Here is a 19,001-nt window from a genome sequence, read left to right as displayed (position 1 = left end):
TCTGTTTAATTAACAATGCAAATATATGATTGATATATATATCAAACAACTTTTTCGTTAACAAACGTGTAAAATATAGAGATTACACACAAAGAAAGGGAATTCCCTATTTCAGAGAATCCCCTTTCCTATTTTTTATTATCTACTACCCGATTAGAAATTGTAGTGGAAACCAATAGACAAATCTTCGCTAGTCAACATCAGACCGAAAGAATCTCCGGAAGTGTTCACATTCTTACGATATCCCAAGAAACCATACTTGGCGATAAAAGAGAAATGATCGTTCAGTTTAACAGCGATACCCGGTCTCAAACCGATCTGACCTGCTTTAGTGGTATCACCATCTTTGATTTTCACGAAACCAATAGCAGCAGTTCCGTCCAGGAACAGACGTACAGCATCATTCTGATAGTAAGACCAACGGATGTACGGAGCAACAGTAACTGAATTTGCAGTCACTTGTTTCACATATTCGTGTGAATAGTTCAGTTCAGCACCCAATGCCCATGTTTCATTAAAATTGTAGCCGATTTCCGGAGCAACTTTAAAAGAAGTAGTGTTGCCTGTGCTGTTACGCCATACGTTCAATGATCCGCCTACGTAAATGTCCTGTGCTTTTACAGCGATAGTTGCTAACATTACAACTACCAATAATAAACCCTTTTTCATCTTCTTTCTTTTTAAGTTATAAAATAAAAACATGTTTTGTTTTCGGGGGCAAAATTAAGCTACTTCTTCATCTTAAACAAATATTTAGTTAGTTTTTTATAATAATCACCAAACAAATCATTATTAATGGCTGATTATCAGGGCTGAACAAATACAATTAAAAATAACATCATCCAACAAAAAAGGCTGTAATCATTCTCTCACGAGACGATTACAGCCCAATTATCAGAAAGTTAACTTTCTAACCAGTTTATCTTTCTATCCTTCAATTGCTGCCTGCGCCGCTGCTAATCTTGCGATAGGTACCCGGAACGGAGAGCAACTAACGTAATTCAAACCTACTCTATGGCAGAACTTCACTGAAGACGGTTCACCACCATGTTCGCCACAGATACCGCATTTCAAATCCGGACGGATAGCACGGCCCTTTTCTGTAGCCATACGTACCAACTGACCTACACCATTCTGATCGAGCACCTGGAACGGGTCTACTTTCAGAATCTTCTTTTCCAGATAAACCGGAAGGAAGGAAGCGATATCGTCACGAGAATATCCGAAGGTCATCTGAGTCAAGTCATTCGTTCCGAATGAGAAGAATTCAGCAGATGAAGCAATACGGTCAGCAGTCAGAGCTGCACGAGGAATTTCAATCATAGTACCTACTTTGAAATCAATGCTGTCGCCCACTTCTTCAAACAACTTGGCAGCCTCTTCACGAATCACCTTCTCTTGTTCCTTGAATTCATATAAAATACCGGTCAACGGAACCATGATTTCAGGATGTGTCTCTACTCCTTCTTTCTTCAGTTCAAGAGCAGCACCCAAGATAGCACGTGTCTGCATCTGAGTTATTTCAGGATATGTATTTCCCAAACGGCAACCGCGGTGACCCAACATCGGATTGTGTTCACACAGCGATTCTACACGTTGCTGGATATATTGCAGGCTTACACCCATCGTATCAGCCATTTCCTGCTGTCCCTTCGTATCATGAGGAACAAACTCATGCAAAGGAGGATCGAGCAGACGAACAGTCACCGGACAACCGACCATTGCTTTAAAGATACCCTTAAAGTCGGCTTGCTGATACGGAAGAATCTTAGCGAGTGCTTTACGACGTCCTTCTGCATTTTCTGCCAGAATCATTTCACGCATCGCCTTGATCTTTTCACCTTCGAAGAACATATGTTCCGTACGGCAAAGACCGATACCTACTGCACCAAAGTTGCGTGCTACTTCTGCATCGTGAGGAGTATCCGCATTGGTACGTACTTGCAGACGGGTATATTTATCCGAGAGTTTCATCAAATCGGCAAAGTCTCCGGAAAGTTCGGCAGCCTGAGTTTCTACCTTACCATTATATACTTCGCCTGTACTACCGTTCAAAGAAATATAATCGCCTTCTTTCAAAACAATGCCGTCAATTTCTACTGTACGAGTCTTATAGTCGATATTCAATGCTCCTGCACCGGATACACAACATTTACCCATACCACGAGCTACCACAGCAGCATGAGAAGTCATACCACCACGAGCTGTCAGGATACCTTCGGCAACTGCCATACCGGCCAAGTCTTCCGGAGAAGTCTCGATACGTACCATTACCACTTTCTTTCCGGCAGCATGCCATTCGGCGGCATCATCAGCGAAGAATACAATCTGACCGGTTGCAGCACCCGGAGAAGCCGGAAGACCGCGAGTCAGCACTTTCGCCTGTTTCAAAGCAGATTTATCGAATACCGGGTGAAGAAGTTCATCCAGTTTGTTAGGTTCTACACGCATCAAAGCAGTCTTTTCATCAATCATGCCCTGACGGAGCAAGTCCATTGCGATTTTCACCATAGCCGCACCGGTACGTTTACCGTTACGAGTCTGCAGGAACCATAACTTACCTTCCTGCACGGTGAATTCCATGTCTTGCATATCTTTATAGTGGTTCTCCAATTTAGTCTGCAATGCATCCAGTTCCTTATAGATTTCCGGCATAGCTTCTTCCATTGAAGGGAATTTTGCAGCACGAATGTCTTCAGTCACACCTGCCAGTACAGCCCAGCGCTGAGAACCAACCTTCGTAATCTGTTGTGGAGTACGGATACCGGCTACCACATCTTCACCTTGTGCGTTGATCAGGTATTCACCGTTGAAAAGGTCTTCACCTGTACCGGCATCACGAGAGAAGCAAACTCCTGTTGCAGAAGTGTCACCCATATTACCGAATACCATAGCCTGTACGTTTACAGCTGTTCCCCATTCATCAGGTATACCTTCCATCTTACGATAAAGGATAGCACGTTCGTTCATCCATGAATCAAATACGGCACAGATAGCTCCCCAAAGTTGTTCGTAAGCACAAGTCGGGAAATCTTTTCCGGTCTGTTCTTTCACAGCGGCCTTGAACTTCTTCACAAGCTCTTGCAGGTCTGCTACTTCCAGTTCGTTATCAAGCTTTACTCCTTTTGATTCTTTTACTTCTTCAATGATTGCTTCGAACGGATCGATATCTTCCTTGTTCGTCGGCTTCATGCCCAGAACAACGTCACCGTACATCTGTACAAAACGACGATAAGAGTCCCATGCAAAACGGGCATTACCAGTCTTGCGGATGATACCTTCCACCACCTCGTCATTCAGACCCAGATTCAGAATAGTATCCATCATACCCGGCATAGACGCACGGGCACCTGAACGTACAGAAACCAACAATGGATTTTCGATATCACCGAATTTAGATTTCATCAATTCTTCTACACGGGCAATGGCCTTTACTACTTCATCTTTCAGCAACTCAACCACTTTATCACGTCCCAACGTATTATACTCCGTGCAAACTTCTGTAGTTATTGTAAATCCGGGAGGAACGGGAATTCCAATTAAATTCATCTCGGCAAGATTGGCACCTTTACCACCTAACAAATTCTTCATGTCGGCCTTTCCTTCTGCCTGACCATTTCCAAAGGTATAAACTCTTTTTTTATCCATAATATTGTGTTTAAAGTTACATTATGATTTTTTTCTGTTCGCAAATCTAAGTATATTTCGCAAACCAGAAAACTTTTTGAGAAAAAACTTTCTATTAAAATGCAATTTCGACATTACAATCTGGAATATTTTCATAGACACGAAAGTTTTCCAAAAAAAATACCTACTTTTGCATCATAATTATTAGATTGGTGTAAAAGTGGCAAGAAAGAGAAAAGAACTTCCCCTGCTGGAGAAGGTAACAATAACGGATGTGGCTGCCGAAGGAAAAGCCATCGCAAAAGTAAACGACCTGGTGATTTTTGTTCCTTATGTAGTGCCAGGTGATGTTGTAGACCTGCAGATCAAGCGCAAAAAGAACAAATACGCCGAAGCCGAAGCTGTGAAATTCCACGAGCTGTCGCCCGTACGTGCCGTTCCTTTCTGCCAACACTACGGCGTATGCGGCGGTTGTAAATGGCAGGTACTCCCCTATTCGGAACAAATCAGGTATAAGCAGAAACAAGTAGAAGACAATCTGAGACGCATCGGAAAGATCGAACTTCCGGAAATTTCACCGATTCTGGGTTCTGCCAAAACAGAGTTCTACCGGAATAAACTGGAGTTCACTTTTTCGAACAAACGCTGGCTCACGAACGATGAAGTTCGGCAGGATGTGAAGTATGATCAGATGAATGCTGTAGGTTTTCATATTCCCGGAGCTTTCGACAAAGTGCTGGCTATTGAAAAATGCTGGTTACAGGACGACATCTCCAATCGTATTCGTAATGCTGTACGCGATTATGCTTACGAGCATGATTACTCCTTCATCAATCTGCGTACTCAGGAAGGTATGTTACGGAATCTGATTATCCGCACTTCATCAACAGGAGAGCTGATGGTCATTGTCATCTGCAAGATTACAGAAGACCATGAAATGGAACTATTCAAGCAACTGCTGCAGTTCATTGCCGATTCATTCCCCGAAATCACTTCTCTCCTATACATTATTAATAATAAGTGCAACGATACGATCAATGATCTGGATGTACATGTATTCAAGGGAAAAGACCATATGTTTGAAGAAATGGAAGGACTGCGTTTCAAAGTCGGTCCGAAATCATTCTATCAGACCAATTCCGAACAGGCATACAATTTATATAAGATAGCCCGCGAATTTGCCGGGCTGACCGGAAAGGAACTGGTATACGACCTATATACCGGAACGGGAACCATTGCCAATTTTGTATCCCGCCAGGCTCGTCAGGTGATTGGTATCGAGTATGTACCGGAAGCTATCGAAGACGCAAAGGTAAATGCCGAGATTAATGAGATTAAGAATGCCTTGTTCTATGCCGGAGATATGAAAGATATGCTGACTCAGGAATTTATCAATCAGCATGGACGTCCGGATGTGATTATCACCGACCCTCCACGTGCAGGTATGCATCAGGATGTGGTTGATGTTATTCTGTTTGCCGAACCGAAGCGGATTGTGTATGTAAGCTGCAACCCGGCTACGCAGGCACGCGACTTACAACTGCTTGACGGCAAATATAAAGTGAAAGCTGTGCAACCTGTAGATATGTTCCCGCATACGCATCATGTGGAAAATGTAGTGTTGCTGGAGCTTCGATAATACGTTAGTTGAATTGTTCGCAAAAGAAAAAAGAAATGGAAAAAAGACCGAGAAGAACTCCTGCAGAAAAAGCACGTGCCCAATATACGAACTATGCAGTCAAAGAGCCCATGGAACTAATGGAGTTTCTGGCTGCCAAAATGCCGGACGCAAGCCGCACGAAACTGAAGTCATTACTGAGCAAACGGGTGGTATTGGTAGATAACGTAATCACCACTCAGTTCAACTTCCCGCTGCAACCCGGAATGAAAGTACAAATCAGCAAGGAAAAAGGAAAGAAGGAATTTCATAACAGACTGCTGAAAATTGTATATGAGGACGCTTATATCATTGTAGTGGAAAAAATGCAAGGACTCTTATCTGTCAATACCGAGCGACAAAAAGAGCGCACCGCTTATACGATTCTGAATGAATATGTACAGCGCTCGGGCAGACAGCACCGTGTGTTTATCGTACATCGTCTGGACAGGGATACATCAGGATTAATGATGTTCGCAAAAGACGAAAAAACACAACGGACATTACGTGACAACTGGCATGAAATAGTGACTGACCGCCGTTATGTAGCTGTTGTTGAGGGAACAATGGAGAAGGATTATGACACTGTGGTTTCCTGGCTGACGGATAAAACTCTTTATGTAAGTTCCAGCGATTACGATGATGGTGGTTCAAAATCCATCACACACTACAAGACAATCAAACGTGCTAACGGTTATTCACTGTTAGAACTTGATCTGGAAACAGGACGTAAGAATCAGATTCGTGTACATATGCAGGATTTAGGACATCCTATTATAGGTGACGGAAGATATGGAGGCGAAGAATCGCTTAACCCGATCGGAAGACTGGCACTCCACGCCTTCAAACTTTGTTTCTATCATCCGGTGACGGGAGATTTAATGGAGTTTGAGACACCTTATCCGGGAGAGTTTAAGAAGTTGTTCCTGAAGAAATAAAATAATAAAAATTCCCCTTATTTGCTGACAACTCTGTACATAGATTAGCCTTCAATAAGGGGAACTTTTATAAAAAATCGATATTTTTTCCAATTCCACAATTCTTTTTTAGATCTTCACTAATTACTCATTTCTAAAGTAACGGTTCCTTGATCTATATTATTTGAATACAAACGCCCTGTAAGATATCGGCCTTCAACATAAACATCTGCTAATATTAATAAAGGATAGCCATTACCATAATCCAAGAATAAATCTCCATCTTCAATCCACCAGCGGACATCTAAAACAGCAGCTACTCTATCCCAATCATAATACCATTGTTCATCTACACCAAAACCATTACTCTTAAAGGTTATTCCACTTTCCACCGGACTATTATCTACCCAAAATCCTAAATCACCAACCCATGTACGCCCTACTATGTGATCAAATATAGTTTCATCATCTTCGCACGAAGTAAAGCCGACCAATAAAGTCAGCAACATGAGAACACCTACGTATTTTTTCAAATTCTTCATAATTTTCTAGTTTATTGCGTTTATTATTGCAAAATTAGCGTTTTTATTTTACTATATGCCTTAAGATGCAAGTTTTTTGTACCTTTGTCCCACTAATAGTAAAATTTACACATGAAACTTCTTTGGCTTGATTTAAATAGCTCCTATGCGCACTCATCGCTGGCATTGCCTGCATTACATGCTCAAATAGCAGATGACACTACCATTGAGTGGTGTACAGTATCGGCAACCATCAACGAAAATACCGGAATGGTAGTCAACCAAATCTATCACCATCAACCGGATATTATTGCTGCTACCAACTGGCTATTTAATCACGAGCAACTGTTGCATATCGTTTCACGTGCTAAAGCTTTGCTACCTCATTGCTGCATCGTACTCGGCGGTCCGGAGTTTTTAGGAAATAACGAAGCCTTCTTAAGAAAGAACAAATTTGTCAACGGAGTGTTTCGGGGAGAAGGAGAAGAAGTATTCCCAATTTGGTTAAAAGTATGGAATCACCCTGTAAATGAGTGGAATCAGATATCCGGATTATGTTATCTGGACGAATCAGACCAATATCAAGACAACGGTATTGCCCGTGTCATGAACTTCTCTCAGCTCGTCTCACCGGAGAAAAGTCGTTTTTTTAATTGGAGCAAGCCTTTCGTACAACTGGAAACTACCCGAGGATGCTTCAACACATGCGCTTTCTGCGTCAGCGGAGGTGAGAAACCGGTTCGCACCATTTCATTGGAGGCAATCCGCGAACGACTGAATGTTATCCATCAGCATGGCATCAAAAATGTGCGTGTACTCGACCGCACTTTCAACTATAATAATAAGCGAGCCAAAGAACTTCTTCACCTCTTCCGTGAATATGCCCCGGACATCTGTTTCCATTTGGAAATTCACCCGGCACTTCTCTCCGAAGAATTGAAAGAAGAACTCGCTATTTTACCTAATGGTTTGCTACACCTCGAAGCAGGTATTCAAAGCCTTCGTGAACCCGTATTAGAGAAAAGCCGACGTATCGGAAAATTATCTGATGCCCTTCAAGGTCTGAAATATCTTTGTTCCCTTAAGAACATGGAGACACATGCTGACTTAATAGCCGGTCTTCCTCTCTATCACCTATCCGAAATATTTGAAGACGTTCGTACACTTGCCGAATATGGTGCAGGGGAAATACAACTGGAATCATTAAAATTACTTCCCGGCACGGAAATGCGAAGAAGGGCGGAAGAGTTAGGCATCCAATACTCTCCTCTCCCTCCCTACGAAGTTTTGCAGACTAAAGAAATTTCCGTAGAAGAATTGCAAACCGCCCACTATCTGTCCCGTCTTTTAGACGGATTCTATAATACACCTACATGGCGAAGTCTGACTCGTACCCTCATTTTGGATAATCCGCATTTCCTGCATGAGTTACTTGACCATCTAATACAGACAGATGTCATCGACACTCCTTTGAGTCTAGAAAAAAGGGGACTTATCCTCTATAATTTCTGCAAGAATCATTATCCCGATTACGTGACACAAGTCAGTATTGCATGGATAGAAGCCGGTATGTCGTTAAAAAAAATCCCCGCTGAAAAAGTAAAGACAAAACGCCAAGTTCCTCCCGATAATTGGGAAATTATATATGGTTCATATCGTGAGAACCTCCGGTTATGTTTTCTTCCTATTGACGAAGCAGGACATGGCTATTGGTTCGGATTTGAATCGGAGATTCAGAAGATAGAACCGGTATTTAAAGCAAAAAGATTATCTTAAATACAAAACATTAAAGAATGATAATAAGAACTATGAGTCCTGCAATGCTCAGAAAAAAAGTGGTTGTAATTATAACATCTATATTTTTCCACCTCATTTTTTCTCTCAATATCATTCAAGATTTATGAAAGATGAACCAATCAAGAAACTAGAACTTATCACTCAATACATAAAAAAACAGCTATATAGGTTTTGTTTCCATAGGTGCGACTGGACACGATAAATGTGCTTAATACACCTATACAAAAAAAGAAAAGTATTCTCATATTATGTAAAATAGCTATTATTTATTCATTACATAAAGCAGCATTTTCACTTTTTCACCGTCCATAGAATAAACTATACTAGCACACTATATGGACGCTTATAAATATCAGTTAGGTACTCTTTGTCTATTATTACTCCCCTTATCCGTAGCAGGACAAGAGTGGAGCAAACAAGATTCATTGAGGCTACAGCAAACATTAAATTCTGAGCAAGAAATCAGAATCAATAAGGTATTCGTAAAGAAGACAGAACAAAACATGTTATATCATACAAAACCCTTTGTTGACTTTGATCCAACATTACCGATTCTTAAATCAACAATCATATCTCCGAAATTACCTTTTCATACTCATAACATCTTTCGACAGACCAATTCTACTTTCTTACCCACTTATTCACGGCTCAAAATAAACAAAAATATCACTCTGCATAGTAAAAGTAACTTTAGTGAAAGTTCAAACCACTTTCATATCCAAACTCAAATGGATTATAAGCTCTCTAAAAAATGGTTTCTTAGCATATATGGTAAACAAAATCTGGACACCCGAAGATATCGTGGACTTTCCTCTGAAGCAATACCAACCACACTAGGCAGCGACATTGTTTTAAAAGTAGGTAAAGGCTGGAAATTGAAAACCGGCGTACAATATCAATACAACACCATACAAAAAAGATGGGAATGGGTGCCTCAGATCTGTATTTCTTATGAATGGTAAAAAAGGAATCACATGATAAACGATTTCATTTTCCATTTATTCTCGTACCTTTGTAGTACGATTAAAAAACATCCTATAATAATGAAGAACTTTATCAAGGGATTCCGGTTTACTCCCTCCAATTACCCGGCTGAAGTAGAAGCGAAAATACAGAAATACAGAAAACAAGGTTACAAACTCCCACCGCGCAAAGTACTGCGTACTCCCGAACAACTGGAAGGAATCCGTGAGAGTGCCAAAATCAATACTGCCCTGTTGGATTATATTTCGGAGAATATCCGTGAAGGAATGTCGACTGAAGAAATCGATGTCATGGTATATGACTTCACCACAAAGCACGGTGCCATCCCTGCTCCTCTCAACTACGAAGGATTTCCTAAAAGCGTCTGCACCAGTATCAATGATGTGGTATGCCACGGTATTCCCAGCAAAACAGAAATACTGCAAAGCGGAGATATCATCAATGTAGATGTTTCTACCATTTACAAAGGATATTTCTCCGACGCATCCCGTATGTTTATGATCGGTGACGTAAGTCCCGAAATGCGCAAACTGGTTCAAGTGACTAAAGAGTGTATGGAAATAGGTATAGCCGCCGCACAGCCTTGGAAACAATTAGGAGATGTAGGCGCCGCTATTCAGGAACACGCAGAAAAGAACGGATTCAACGTGGTACGCGATCTTTGCGGGCATGGTGTAGGAATGCAGTTTCATGAAGCACCGGATGTGGAACATTTCGGACGCCGGGGAACAGGAATGATGATCGTTCCGGGCATGACCTTCACCATTGAACCGATGATAAATATGGGTACTTATGAAGTATTTGTTGACGAAGCTGACGGATGGACGGTATGCACGGATGACGGACTGCCTTCTGCCCAATGGGAGAATATGATTCTGATTACTGAAACCGGAAACGAAATTCTGACTTATTGATGGAACTGATTCTACTTATTGTTATTGCCGCATTAGCAGTAATCTCGATTGTACTATCACTGGCAAAAGGAAATAATCATGCGCAAGCGGAACAATTACAGGCAGCCTTGCGCCAGCAAATGCAAGAGAACCGCGAAGAACTAAACCGCAGTATCCGGGAACTTCGCATGGAAATGACCCAAACGCTGAATCAGAATATGCAACAATTGCAAGACGTACTGCATAAGAACATGATGACAAACGGGGAACTGCAACGCCAAAAGTTCGACACAATGGCACGCCAGCAAGAGGTCTTGATAAAATCGACTGAAAAGCGGCTGGATGATATGCGACTGATGGTGGAAGAAAAATTGCAGAAGACATTGAATGAACGCATTGGACAGTCCTTTGAAATCGTCCGCTCACAACTGGAAAATGTACAGAAGGGACTGGGAGAAATGAAATCTCTCGCACAAGACGTCGGTGGACTGAAAAAAGTATTGAGTAACGTAAAAATGCGCGGTACATTCGGTGAAGTTCAGTTAGGAGCATTGCTGGAACAGATGATGAGTCCGGAACAATATGACGCCAATGTGAAAACCAAGAAAAGCGGAACTGAATTTGTGGAATTTGCCATTAAGTTACCGGGTAAGGATGATGCGAACAGCACTGTATACCTGCCTATCGATGCAAAATTCCCGAAAGATGTATATGAGCAATACTACGACGCTTTCGAGGCAGGAGATACTGCATTGATGGAATCATCCGGCAAGCAGCTGGAAACAACCATCAAGAAAATGGCGAAAGATATTCACGATAAATATGTAGACCCGCCTTTCACCACAGACTTTGCCATCATGTTCCTGCCTTTTGAAAGCATCTATGCAGAGGTGATCCGAAGAACAAGCTTGGTAGAGACGCTACAAAAAGAATATAAAATTGTAGTGACGGGACCAACTACCCTTGGTGCTATATTGAACAGTCTTCAGATGGGGTTCCGCACGCTGGCTATTCAAAAGCGTACCGGAGAAGTGTGGACAGTTTTGGGAGCAGTTAAAACTGAATTCAGCAAATTCGGAGGCCTACTCGAAAAGGTACAGAAGAACCTGCAAAGTGCCGGTGACCAACTGGAAGAAGTGATGGGAAAAAGAACCCGCGCTATTGAACGGAAACTACGCCAAGTAGAACAATTGCCCCATGAGGAAAGTCAGAGAATTCTGCCGATAGCGGATGACGGGGATGATGAATAAAACAAAAATTATAGACCTTTTAAGATGGTGTCGCTATCCGGTTGGGATAGTGTCACTATGCTGATTGGATAGTGTCACTATGCTGGCTATATAGTGACACTATTTATAAACTAATTAGTTATCAGTTGAATAATTAATCTTCAATGCACTACATTCCCTCAGCACCTGCTTGGTATCCGTCACGTATCCCATCTTACACCCTTTCTCTATCTTGAGGCCAATAACCAAACTTTCCGGATCAGCAGCTTGCTTTGCACGTGCAGCAGTGACTTTCTGTTTCAATTCCGTTAAAGTATAATCTTTCATTACTTCCTTCCCTTCCGAAGTGTGAATTGTTACCACAATCCCACTGATTTTCTCCTCCATTGACAGCTCTTTCAATCCATAATTTCTCGTAGCACCTTCCGACAGTAGAACGGGAAACAATCGGTCCAACGCTTCTTCACTTTTATCTGTCAATGTAATAGACAAATCAGCACGAATTTGCTCAAATGCTCCTTTTACTTCTTTGAGTATAGTAGTGAGTGCAGCAATTTCACTTCCGCGATCAACCTGAAAAGAAATAACTTGGTATTCTTTCCTCTTACTTTCTTCCCAGGACTTCGTCAAATTCTTCACAATAGTAGACTTCAACTCATCCACTGAACATACATCATTATCGAACATCACCCTATTTTGTTTATTAACAAAAAGGGAGTGAACCTGTCTTGCTTTAATCTTAGAGGGTGGATACGCTCCATTAACCAGCTTGCTGTATCTCTCTCCCCCTTCTTTGAAAAAAAACATCAAAGATGAATAATCATCCGCTTCTTTCTGCTGAAGTTCAGACTGAATCTGTCGCGGAACTTCTTTCACTTCCGGCTGTGCAAACACATAAAGCGCTCCAGCCATCACAGGCACGGCAAGCAACAGCTTTAATCGTGCCCAACGATTGGTTCTTTCTTTTAACATCATAGTGATACGTTTTTTAAGTTTAGAGTGATTAAAGCCATTAGCCATAGAGTAGAGCCTTGTACCAACAGCTTTTTTCACCAGTAATAATTGATATTTAGTTGCATCGATGCCTGTATTAATTACACCATTATCGGCTTCAAATTCATGTACTTCCTGCAACTCCCGTTTTAGTAGCCAAACGACAGGATTAAACCAATAAACAAGCAGGAATATCTGCATAAACAATAAGTCCAAAGTATGATGATTTCGTAAATGCATCATTTCGTGGAGGAGTATTTCTTCGGACTGTTGAGAGTAGTCAGCTGCTGAAATAACAATATATTTACCCCAGCTAAATGAAGCAGTTGGCTGCTGAGGAATCACTAATACATAGTTTCCAAACTGTTTTTTCTCTGACGTACGAATCAACTGAATCAAACGACAAGTGGACAAAGACAACCAGATCAGTGTCACCAAAGCCCCCACTCCATATATAAAAGCTAAAGTCACAGGAATCCAATTCAAAGAGTTTATTTCCGGATTCTTTTCAGATATAAGAATAGGATCTTCCATCTGTTCCGGATTTAGAATGACAGATTCCGTACTTTGCAATATCTCGTGAATGGCATACAACGGAGTATGCAAAAAAGTCTCCTCGGTAGTTGTCAGCTCTATAAGTGGAAGCAAAGTACATCCTAACAACCCAACCAACAAAGTGATGCGGTTGAAATGGAAAAAAGTACTCCGGCTCATCAGCAGCTTAAAGAAAATATAAAAGACCACTAAGCAACATCCGGATTTCAGCAGATAGAATAAAAAAGCTCCCATTGTGTTTTCAGATTAAAAGTTGTTTGTCCATAGAATAAAAATCGTATCTGTCCGATAGACCAGAGAGAGATTACTTCTTCTTTTTACTTTGCTCTATATACTCTATAAGCGATTTTAGTTCATCAACAGACATCCCTTCTTCTTCAATAAAAGAAGACACTACATTGATATAGGAATTATTATAATACTGGGAAACCACTTCTTTGAGTGCCGAACTCTTATACTCCTTTTCCGAAACAAGAGCATAATATTGATAAGTATTTCCGTAGGCTTTATACCCCACAAAACCTTTCTCCTCCAGCCCTCGAACAAGGGTAGAAACTGTGTTATAATGCGGTTTTGGTTCATCATAGAATGATAGAAGTTCACGAACAAACATAGGTCCATGTTCCCAAAATATACGCATAATTTCTTCCTCTTTGACGGTCAATCGTTTCATCTGTTTCATAGTCTACATATTTATTGTTCTTCCAATGGCACAAATATAATACTATTTTTCAAACAAACAACTAACACTATTAGTTAATCTACTAAATAAAGCAGTTGTTTAACTAATATTATTAGTAGATATCATTTTCACCTTATATTATATATACAATAAAAAAGGCATATCGCCTGATGAATATCCGATATGCCTGAACGACTGATCTCTAGTTATTATTTCCGCTTTCGGACAGGTAATACTATCCTGAGTACAATGTATCCTAATAATCCGGAAAGAATAGTCCCCGATAGCACTCCGAACTTAGCCTGATTCAACAGAACAGGGTAGTTTGCACCAAAAGAAAGATTGGCAATGAAAAGCGACACCGTAAAACCGATCCCTCCCAACAGAGCTATACCGGAAAGATTCTTCCAAGTCATGCCCGGCGGCATTGGAGTAAGTTTTATCTTTATAGCCAACCAGGTAAAGAAATAAATTCCCGCAAATTTACCAAACAGCAACCCTGCTGCCACTGCCATCCCTACACTTCCCACCAACTCACCGCCGCCACTAAAGACAACGCCTGCATTGACAAAGGCAAACAACGGAAGAATCAGATAATTGACAGCTCCATGCAAATTATCCTCCAAAGACTGCAGAGGACTGATAACACGGTCGGAAGCAGATTCGACCTCTTTCAGTTTGGCAATCTGCTCATTAGTCAATACGATACTTCCCGATTCCACCACCGGGAAACCTGCAATTGTATGACGAATATGCTCGATATATTTTCCAACATCTAGACGGGGTTTCGCCGGAATAACAAACGCCAGAATAACTCCCGAAATGGTACTATGAATACCGGATTGCAAAAATAAATACCATATAACGACACCGATCACTAAAAAGAAAATCTTATTGGTAGTCCCACGCTTCCCTATAAAATAAAGTAAAACGTAAAGCAATGCGGCTATCAAAATATACCCATACGACACATGCGAACTATAAAAAAGAGCAATTACAAGGATACCTCCGATATCATCAACTACCGCAAAAGCCGTCAGAAATATCTTCAGGCTCAACGGCACACGGCTTCCCAACAGACTTAATACCCCTAACGAAAAAGCAATATCCGTTGCCATTGGAATGGCCAATCCCTGACTTCCCGCACTGCCCGGAGGACAGATTGACATGTAAACAATCACCGGAAACAGCATACCGCCACAGGCAGCAATAAAGGGAAGCGCCGCCTTGCGGAAGGAAGAAAGCTCACCAACCAACAACTCCCGTTTGATTTCCAATCCTACCAGCAAGAAAAAGATGGTCATCAACCCGTCATTGATGAACTCGATCATCCGCAGATTCTCTCCGCCATGCGAAAGCAGATTAAAATTACCGATCTGCAAATGAAGTTCATGCAAAAGGAACTCCTGATAAACCGGAGCAACCGGAGAATTGGCTATGATAGCAGCCGCTATTGCCGCTACAAACAAAAGGATACTCGCCGCAATATTCATTGACGAGAAATTTCGCATTGTACGCAAAATTGTCATAATGAAAGGTGTTTATAGTATTTGATCCGCAATATATGGATTTTTTTAATCATTATAGCTCCTTAAAGCCAAGTTTTTCACCCAAAGGACAAATATTCCTGTCAGAATAAGATTCAACACCAATGTAAGTACGGAAATGACCAGTGCCGGACCGCCGAGATTATAACCCAATGCAATAAATATAATTCCGGCACCTACCTCACCGCGGGTAAACATACCAATGGAAAGGGCCAGTCGCTCACTCAACTTCCGGTCACGATAGAAGAACATCGGACAAAGTTTGCCTATATTCGATAAGAAAGAGACTATGACAACATGGAACAAAATCATTCCCCAGGACATCATCTCCTGCGAACCTGTCACCGAATGCGTTCCTGTATGAGTTTCCGCAAAGTTAACTCCGATAAAATGAGGCATACTCATACCTACCAGGAACATAAACAGGAAGGAGATTCCAGTAGAGACTTTTCGTTCTACAGGAGTATCGTGCTCTTTATGCTTCATGATCATACCCAATACAAATGCCGGCAACAGAACTTCGATATGGATACTTCCTTCTTCTCCATACAGCTCTTTACTGCCGAGATAAAGTATCTGCGTAGCCAGAAATATGATAACGGAATAGAAGAGAATAGCTTTCCAATCCTGCCGCCAGTTATACTTATTCAGTTGTTTCCATCCAATGGACAACAGCATAAATACAATAACCACCACAATAATCAGCTGCCAACGCAAACCAATCATCATGATCTGAAGAGGGATCATCAAAAGAATGGTATCCAGATCATCAAAAATAGCCAGGACCTGAATCTTCTTATATATCCAGCTGGACTTTAACCCGATAGCCGCCAGCATCGTAAACAAGATGCCGGCCGACGTAGGTGCGGCAAAACGACTTAGTAACAGATTCTCTTTCCAAGCCTCCCAACTATTCCAGTAATCAGGCGGAAGAAGCACGAATACATAATAGATAGCAATCATGAACCAAGGCAGGGCAGCTGTAGCCATCGCTATAAGATAATCCTCGGCATAACTTTTCCAGCGGACTTTGTCGAGCACAAACTCCCGACCCACATTAATCATTATAAAACTAAGACATACATAAAGTAGTATATTCGACAGGACCTTAACAGTTCCATATCCTTCTCCCGCTATCATCGGGAGGAATTGTGAAATGACGAGCCCCAACATCAGGAAGCCCGAAAAAGACAGAACTTTTCTCATATTTATAGTTGTTTGTTTCAAAAAAGGTGATTGCCAAGGAAAGCTCTGCAGACAGAAGACAATCACCTGGTGTATTAAAAAACTAACCGCAAGCCGATTTGTTCAGAATAACTCTCTGAAAAATCGCTTGCGGTTCATTTTTTAATCCAGCTTCAGTACGGCGAGGAAGGCTTTCTGCGGCACTTCCACATTACCGATTTGTTTCATTCGTTTTTTACCCTTTTTCTGCTTTTCAAGCAGTTTACGTTTACGGCTTACGTCACCACCATAACACTTCGCAGTTACATCCTTGCGAACTGCCTTAATAGTTTCACGAGCTATAATCTTAGCCCCGATAGCTGCCTGAATAGCGATTTCAAACTGCTGGCGAGGGATTAATTCTTTCAGTTTCTCACACATCCGGCGTCCCATATCATACGCGTTATCGAAGTGAATCAGCGTAGAAAGCGCATCGACCGGTTCACCATTCAACATGATGTCCAGTTTCACCAACTTGGAAGGACGGAAACCATTGGGATGATAGTCGAACGACGCATATCCTTTCGAAATACTCTTCAATCGGTCATAGAAGTCGATCACGATTTCACCCAAAGGCATGTTATAATATATTTCCACACGATTACCGGAAATATACTCTTGTTTCAAGAGTTCTCCACGTTTCCCCAGACAGAGGGTCATAATCGGGCCGATATAATCGGTAGTCGTAATAATAGACGCTTTGATATAAGGTTCTTCAATATGGTCGATCAACGTCGGATCAGGCATACCACCGGGGTTATGCACTTCTTTCATATTGCCTTGTTTATCATATATATTATAAGATACGTTAGGCACGGTAGTAATCACATTCATGTCGAATTCACGATCCAGACGTTCCTGTACAATCTCCATGTGAAGCAATCCGAGGAAACCGCAACGGAAACCGAAGCCCAGTGCCAATGAAGATTCCGGCTGGAAAGTCAGCGAAGCGTCATTCAACTGCAATTTTTCCAAAGAAGCACGCAGATCCTCAAAATCTTCCGCCTCAATCGGATAGACTCCGGCAAAAACCATTGGCTTCACTTCTTCAAAACCCGCAATCGCTTTATCACACGGACGGGCAACATGAGTAATGGTATCTCCCACTTTCACCTCTTTCGAGGTCTTGATACCCGATATAATGTAACCTACATCGCCCGTACGAAGTTCGTTACGTGGAACCAGTTCCATTTTCAGTACACCTACTTCATCGGCATCATACTCTTTTCCGGTATTAAAGAACTTCACTTTATCTCCCTTGCGGATTACTCCATTTTCGATCTTAAAGTAAGCGATAATACCACGGAAGGAGTTGAATACAGAGTCAAAAATCAATGCCTGCAACGGAGCTTCCTCATCACCTTCGGGATGCGGAATGCGTTCGATAACGGCTGCGAGGATTTCCTCCACGCCCATTCCGGTCTTACCGGATGCACGGATAATCTCATCACGCTTGCAGCCCAACAGTTCTACGATTTCGTCCTCTACCTCTTCGGGCATGGCACTTGCCATATCACATTTATTGATAATGGGGATAATTTCGAGATCATGTTCGATAGCCATATACAGATTGGAGATGGTCTGTGCCTGCACTCCCTGCGATGCGTCTACGATAAGCAGCGCACCTTCGCAAGCGGCAATGGAACGGGATACCTCATACGAAAAATCCACGTGCCCCGGAGTGTCAATCAGGTTAAGGATATACTTTTCACCTTTGTAGTTGTACTCCATCTGGATAGCGTGGCTCTTGATGGTGATACCTCTCTCCTTCTCCAAATCCATATCATCAAGCATCTGCCCGTTAGTCACCTGAATAGTGTTGGTAAACTCCAGCAAGCGGTCTGCCAGGGTTGATTTACCGTGGTCAATGTGGGCAATGATGCAGAAATTTCGTATATTCTTCATTCTGAATTCTTATTATTTTGTCTTTTTGGTGTGCAAAGATACGTAAATGGCGGAATATAAAAAAATGCGTTGATAACATTATAATCATGTACCAACGCATTTTTTTATTGCTTAAGTGAGTTACTCGCTTAGATCAATTTGATGAAGAGTTCACCTTCTACTTCTTCAGCAGAAACTTTATCTTCTCTCAATAACCAGCCAAGGCCGAGGAACAAATCTTTGTCAACCAATTTAGTTGCTTTTTTCAGTTGCTTGGCAGTCATTCCTTCTGTTTCATTCAGTGCATTCCAGATATTACCTGCGATTACACCTGCTTTTTCTTTCAACATTTGCTTTTGAAATTATAGTTAGACATGCTTTAAAAATCATCCGGCCCGAAAGCTTTCAGATTTTATTTCGGGGACAAAGATAGTTATTTTTATGTTATATAACACTTTATTGAATCTTTTTTTGCTGATTTTGTAATAAAA

15 protein-coding genes are annotated in these 19,001 nt (G+C 41.5%); 6 read left to right on the top strand and 9 right to left on the bottom strand.

All coding sequences use genetic code 11. The features are described 5' to 3' along the window. Window positions 1-153: 153 nt before the first annotated feature. Together BT_RS03190 and ppdK are read right to left on the bottom strand one after the other, a co-directional pair. Window positions 154-669: an outer membrane beta-barrel protein gene (locus tag BT_RS03190; RefSeq protein WP_008761320.1), complete on the bottom strand. Its 516-nt coding sequence runs from the start codon at window positions 667-669 to the stop codon at window positions 154-156. A 258-nt stretch (window positions 670-927) separates the two neighbouring features. Next, window positions 928-3,648 carry a pyruvate, phosphate dikinase gene (gene ppdK, locus BT_RS03185; RefSeq protein WP_008765523.1) on the bottom strand — a complete coding sequence of 907 codons (2,721 nt, stop codon included), beginning with the start codon at window positions 3,646-3,648 and terminating at the stop codon, window positions 928-930. A gap of 253 nt (window positions 3,649-3,901) precedes the next feature. Between ppdK and rlmD the strand changes: the two genes are divergently transcribed. Both rlmD and BT_RS03175 read left to right on the top strand, forming a co-directional pair. Then, window positions 3,902-5,266, top strand: coding sequence for a 23S rRNA (uracil(1939)-C(5))-methyltransferase RlmD (rlmD, locus tag BT_RS03180; protein ID WP_011107369.1), 1,365 nt, complete (start codon window positions 3,902-3,904; stop codon window positions 5,264-5,266). Window positions 5,267-5,301: 35 nt separating this feature from the next. Further along, entirely contained in the window at window positions 5,302-6,222 is a 921-nt protein-coding gene (locus BT_RS03175; protein WP_008765521.1) for an RluA family pseudouridine synthase, read from the top strand. A 119-nt stretch (window positions 6,223-6,341) separates the two neighbouring features. On the opposite strand, the gene BT_RS03170 is transcribed toward BT_RS03175, so the two are convergent. Beyond that, on the bottom strand, window positions 6,342-6,743 hold the full coding sequence (locus BT_RS03170) for a hypothetical protein (RefSeq protein WP_008761266.1): 402 nt from the start codon (window positions 6,741-6,743) through the stop codon (window positions 6,342-6,344). 111 nt (window positions 6,744-6,854) lie between these two features. Here BT_RS03170 and BT_RS03165 point away from each other — a divergent pair, with 111 nt between their 5' ends. From BT_RS03165 to BT_RS03150, 4 genes are all read left to right on the top strand, one after another. Beyond that, window positions 6,855-8,498, top strand: a complete 1,644-nt coding sequence (locus BT_RS03165) for a B12-binding domain-containing radical SAM protein (protein ID WP_008765520.1) — start codon at window positions 6,855-6,857, stop codon at window positions 8,496-8,498. A 356-nt stretch (window positions 8,499-8,854) separates the two neighbouring features. Further along, window positions 8,855-9,481 carry a DUF4858 domain-containing protein gene (locus BT_RS03160; RefSeq protein WP_008765519.1) on the top strand — a complete coding sequence of 209 codons (627 nt, stop codon included), beginning with the start codon at window positions 8,855-8,857 and terminating at the stop codon, window positions 9,479-9,481. 81 nt (window positions 9,482-9,562) lie between these two features. Next, window positions 9,563-10,417: a type I methionyl aminopeptidase gene (gene map, locus BT_RS03155; RefSeq protein ID WP_008761263.1), complete on the top strand. Its 855-nt coding sequence runs from the start codon at window positions 9,563-9,565 to the stop codon at window positions 10,415-10,417. Next, complete coding sequence (locus tag BT_RS03150; protein WP_008765517.1) at window positions 10,417-11,646, top strand: DNA recombination protein RmuC; 1,230 nt, start codon at window positions 10,417-10,419, stop codon at window positions 11,644-11,646. Before map ends, BT_RS03150 begins: the two co-directional genes overlap by 1 nt. Before the next feature lie 114 nt (window positions 11,647-11,760). Here the strand turns inward: BT_RS03150 and BT_RS03145 are convergent, their stop codons facing one another. The 6 genes from BT_RS03145 to BT_RS03120 all read right to left on the bottom strand — a co-directional run bounded on the left by BT_RS03145 (window position 11,761) and on the right by BT_RS03120 (window position 18,860). Further along, window positions 11,761-13,407: a M56 family metallopeptidase gene (locus tag BT_RS03145; protein ID WP_011107367.1), complete on the bottom strand. Its 1,647-nt coding sequence runs from the start codon at window positions 13,405-13,407 to the stop codon at window positions 11,761-11,763. A 70-nt stretch (window positions 13,408-13,477) separates the two neighbouring features. Further along, window positions 13,478-13,846: a BlaI/MecI/CopY family transcriptional regulator gene (locus tag BT_RS03140; RefSeq protein ID WP_032813773.1), complete on the bottom strand. Its 369-nt coding sequence runs from the start codon at window positions 13,844-13,846 to the stop codon at window positions 13,478-13,480. Between the two features lie 218 nt (window positions 13,847-14,064). Further along, window positions 14,065-15,384 (bottom strand): Na+/H+ antiporter NhaA, encoded by a 1,320-nt coding sequence (gene nhaA, locus BT_RS03135; RefSeq protein ID WP_011107366.1) that lies wholly within the window; start codon window positions 15,382-15,384, stop codon window positions 14,065-14,067. Between the two features lie 45 nt (window positions 15,385-15,429). Further along, a complete protein-coding gene (locus BT_RS03130; protein ID WP_048692293.1) occupies window positions 15,430-16,608 on the bottom strand; it encodes a hypothetical protein in 1,179 nt (392 codons plus the stop codon). Between the two features lie 141 nt (window positions 16,609-16,749). After that, window positions 16,750-18,531, bottom strand: coding sequence for a translation elongation factor 4 (gene lepA, locus BT_RS03125; RefSeq protein WP_008765513.1), 1,782 nt, complete (start codon window positions 18,529-18,531; stop codon window positions 16,750-16,752). Window positions 18,532-18,659: 128 nt separating this feature from the next. Continuing rightward, window positions 18,660-18,860, bottom strand: coding sequence for a winged helix-turn-helix domain-containing protein (locus BT_RS03120; RefSeq protein WP_008761257.1), 201 nt, complete (start codon window positions 18,858-18,860; stop codon window positions 18,660-18,662). Window positions 18,861-19,001: the final 141 nt, after the last annotated feature.

It is taken from the genome of Bacteroides thetaiotaomicron VPI-5482, assembly GCF_000011065.1.
Taxonomy (GTDB): domain Bacteria; phylum Bacteroidota; class Bacteroidia; order Bacteroidales; family Bacteroidaceae; genus Bacteroides; species Bacteroides thetaiotaomicron.
This window is presented reverse-complemented; position numbering and strand designations above follow the sequence as displayed.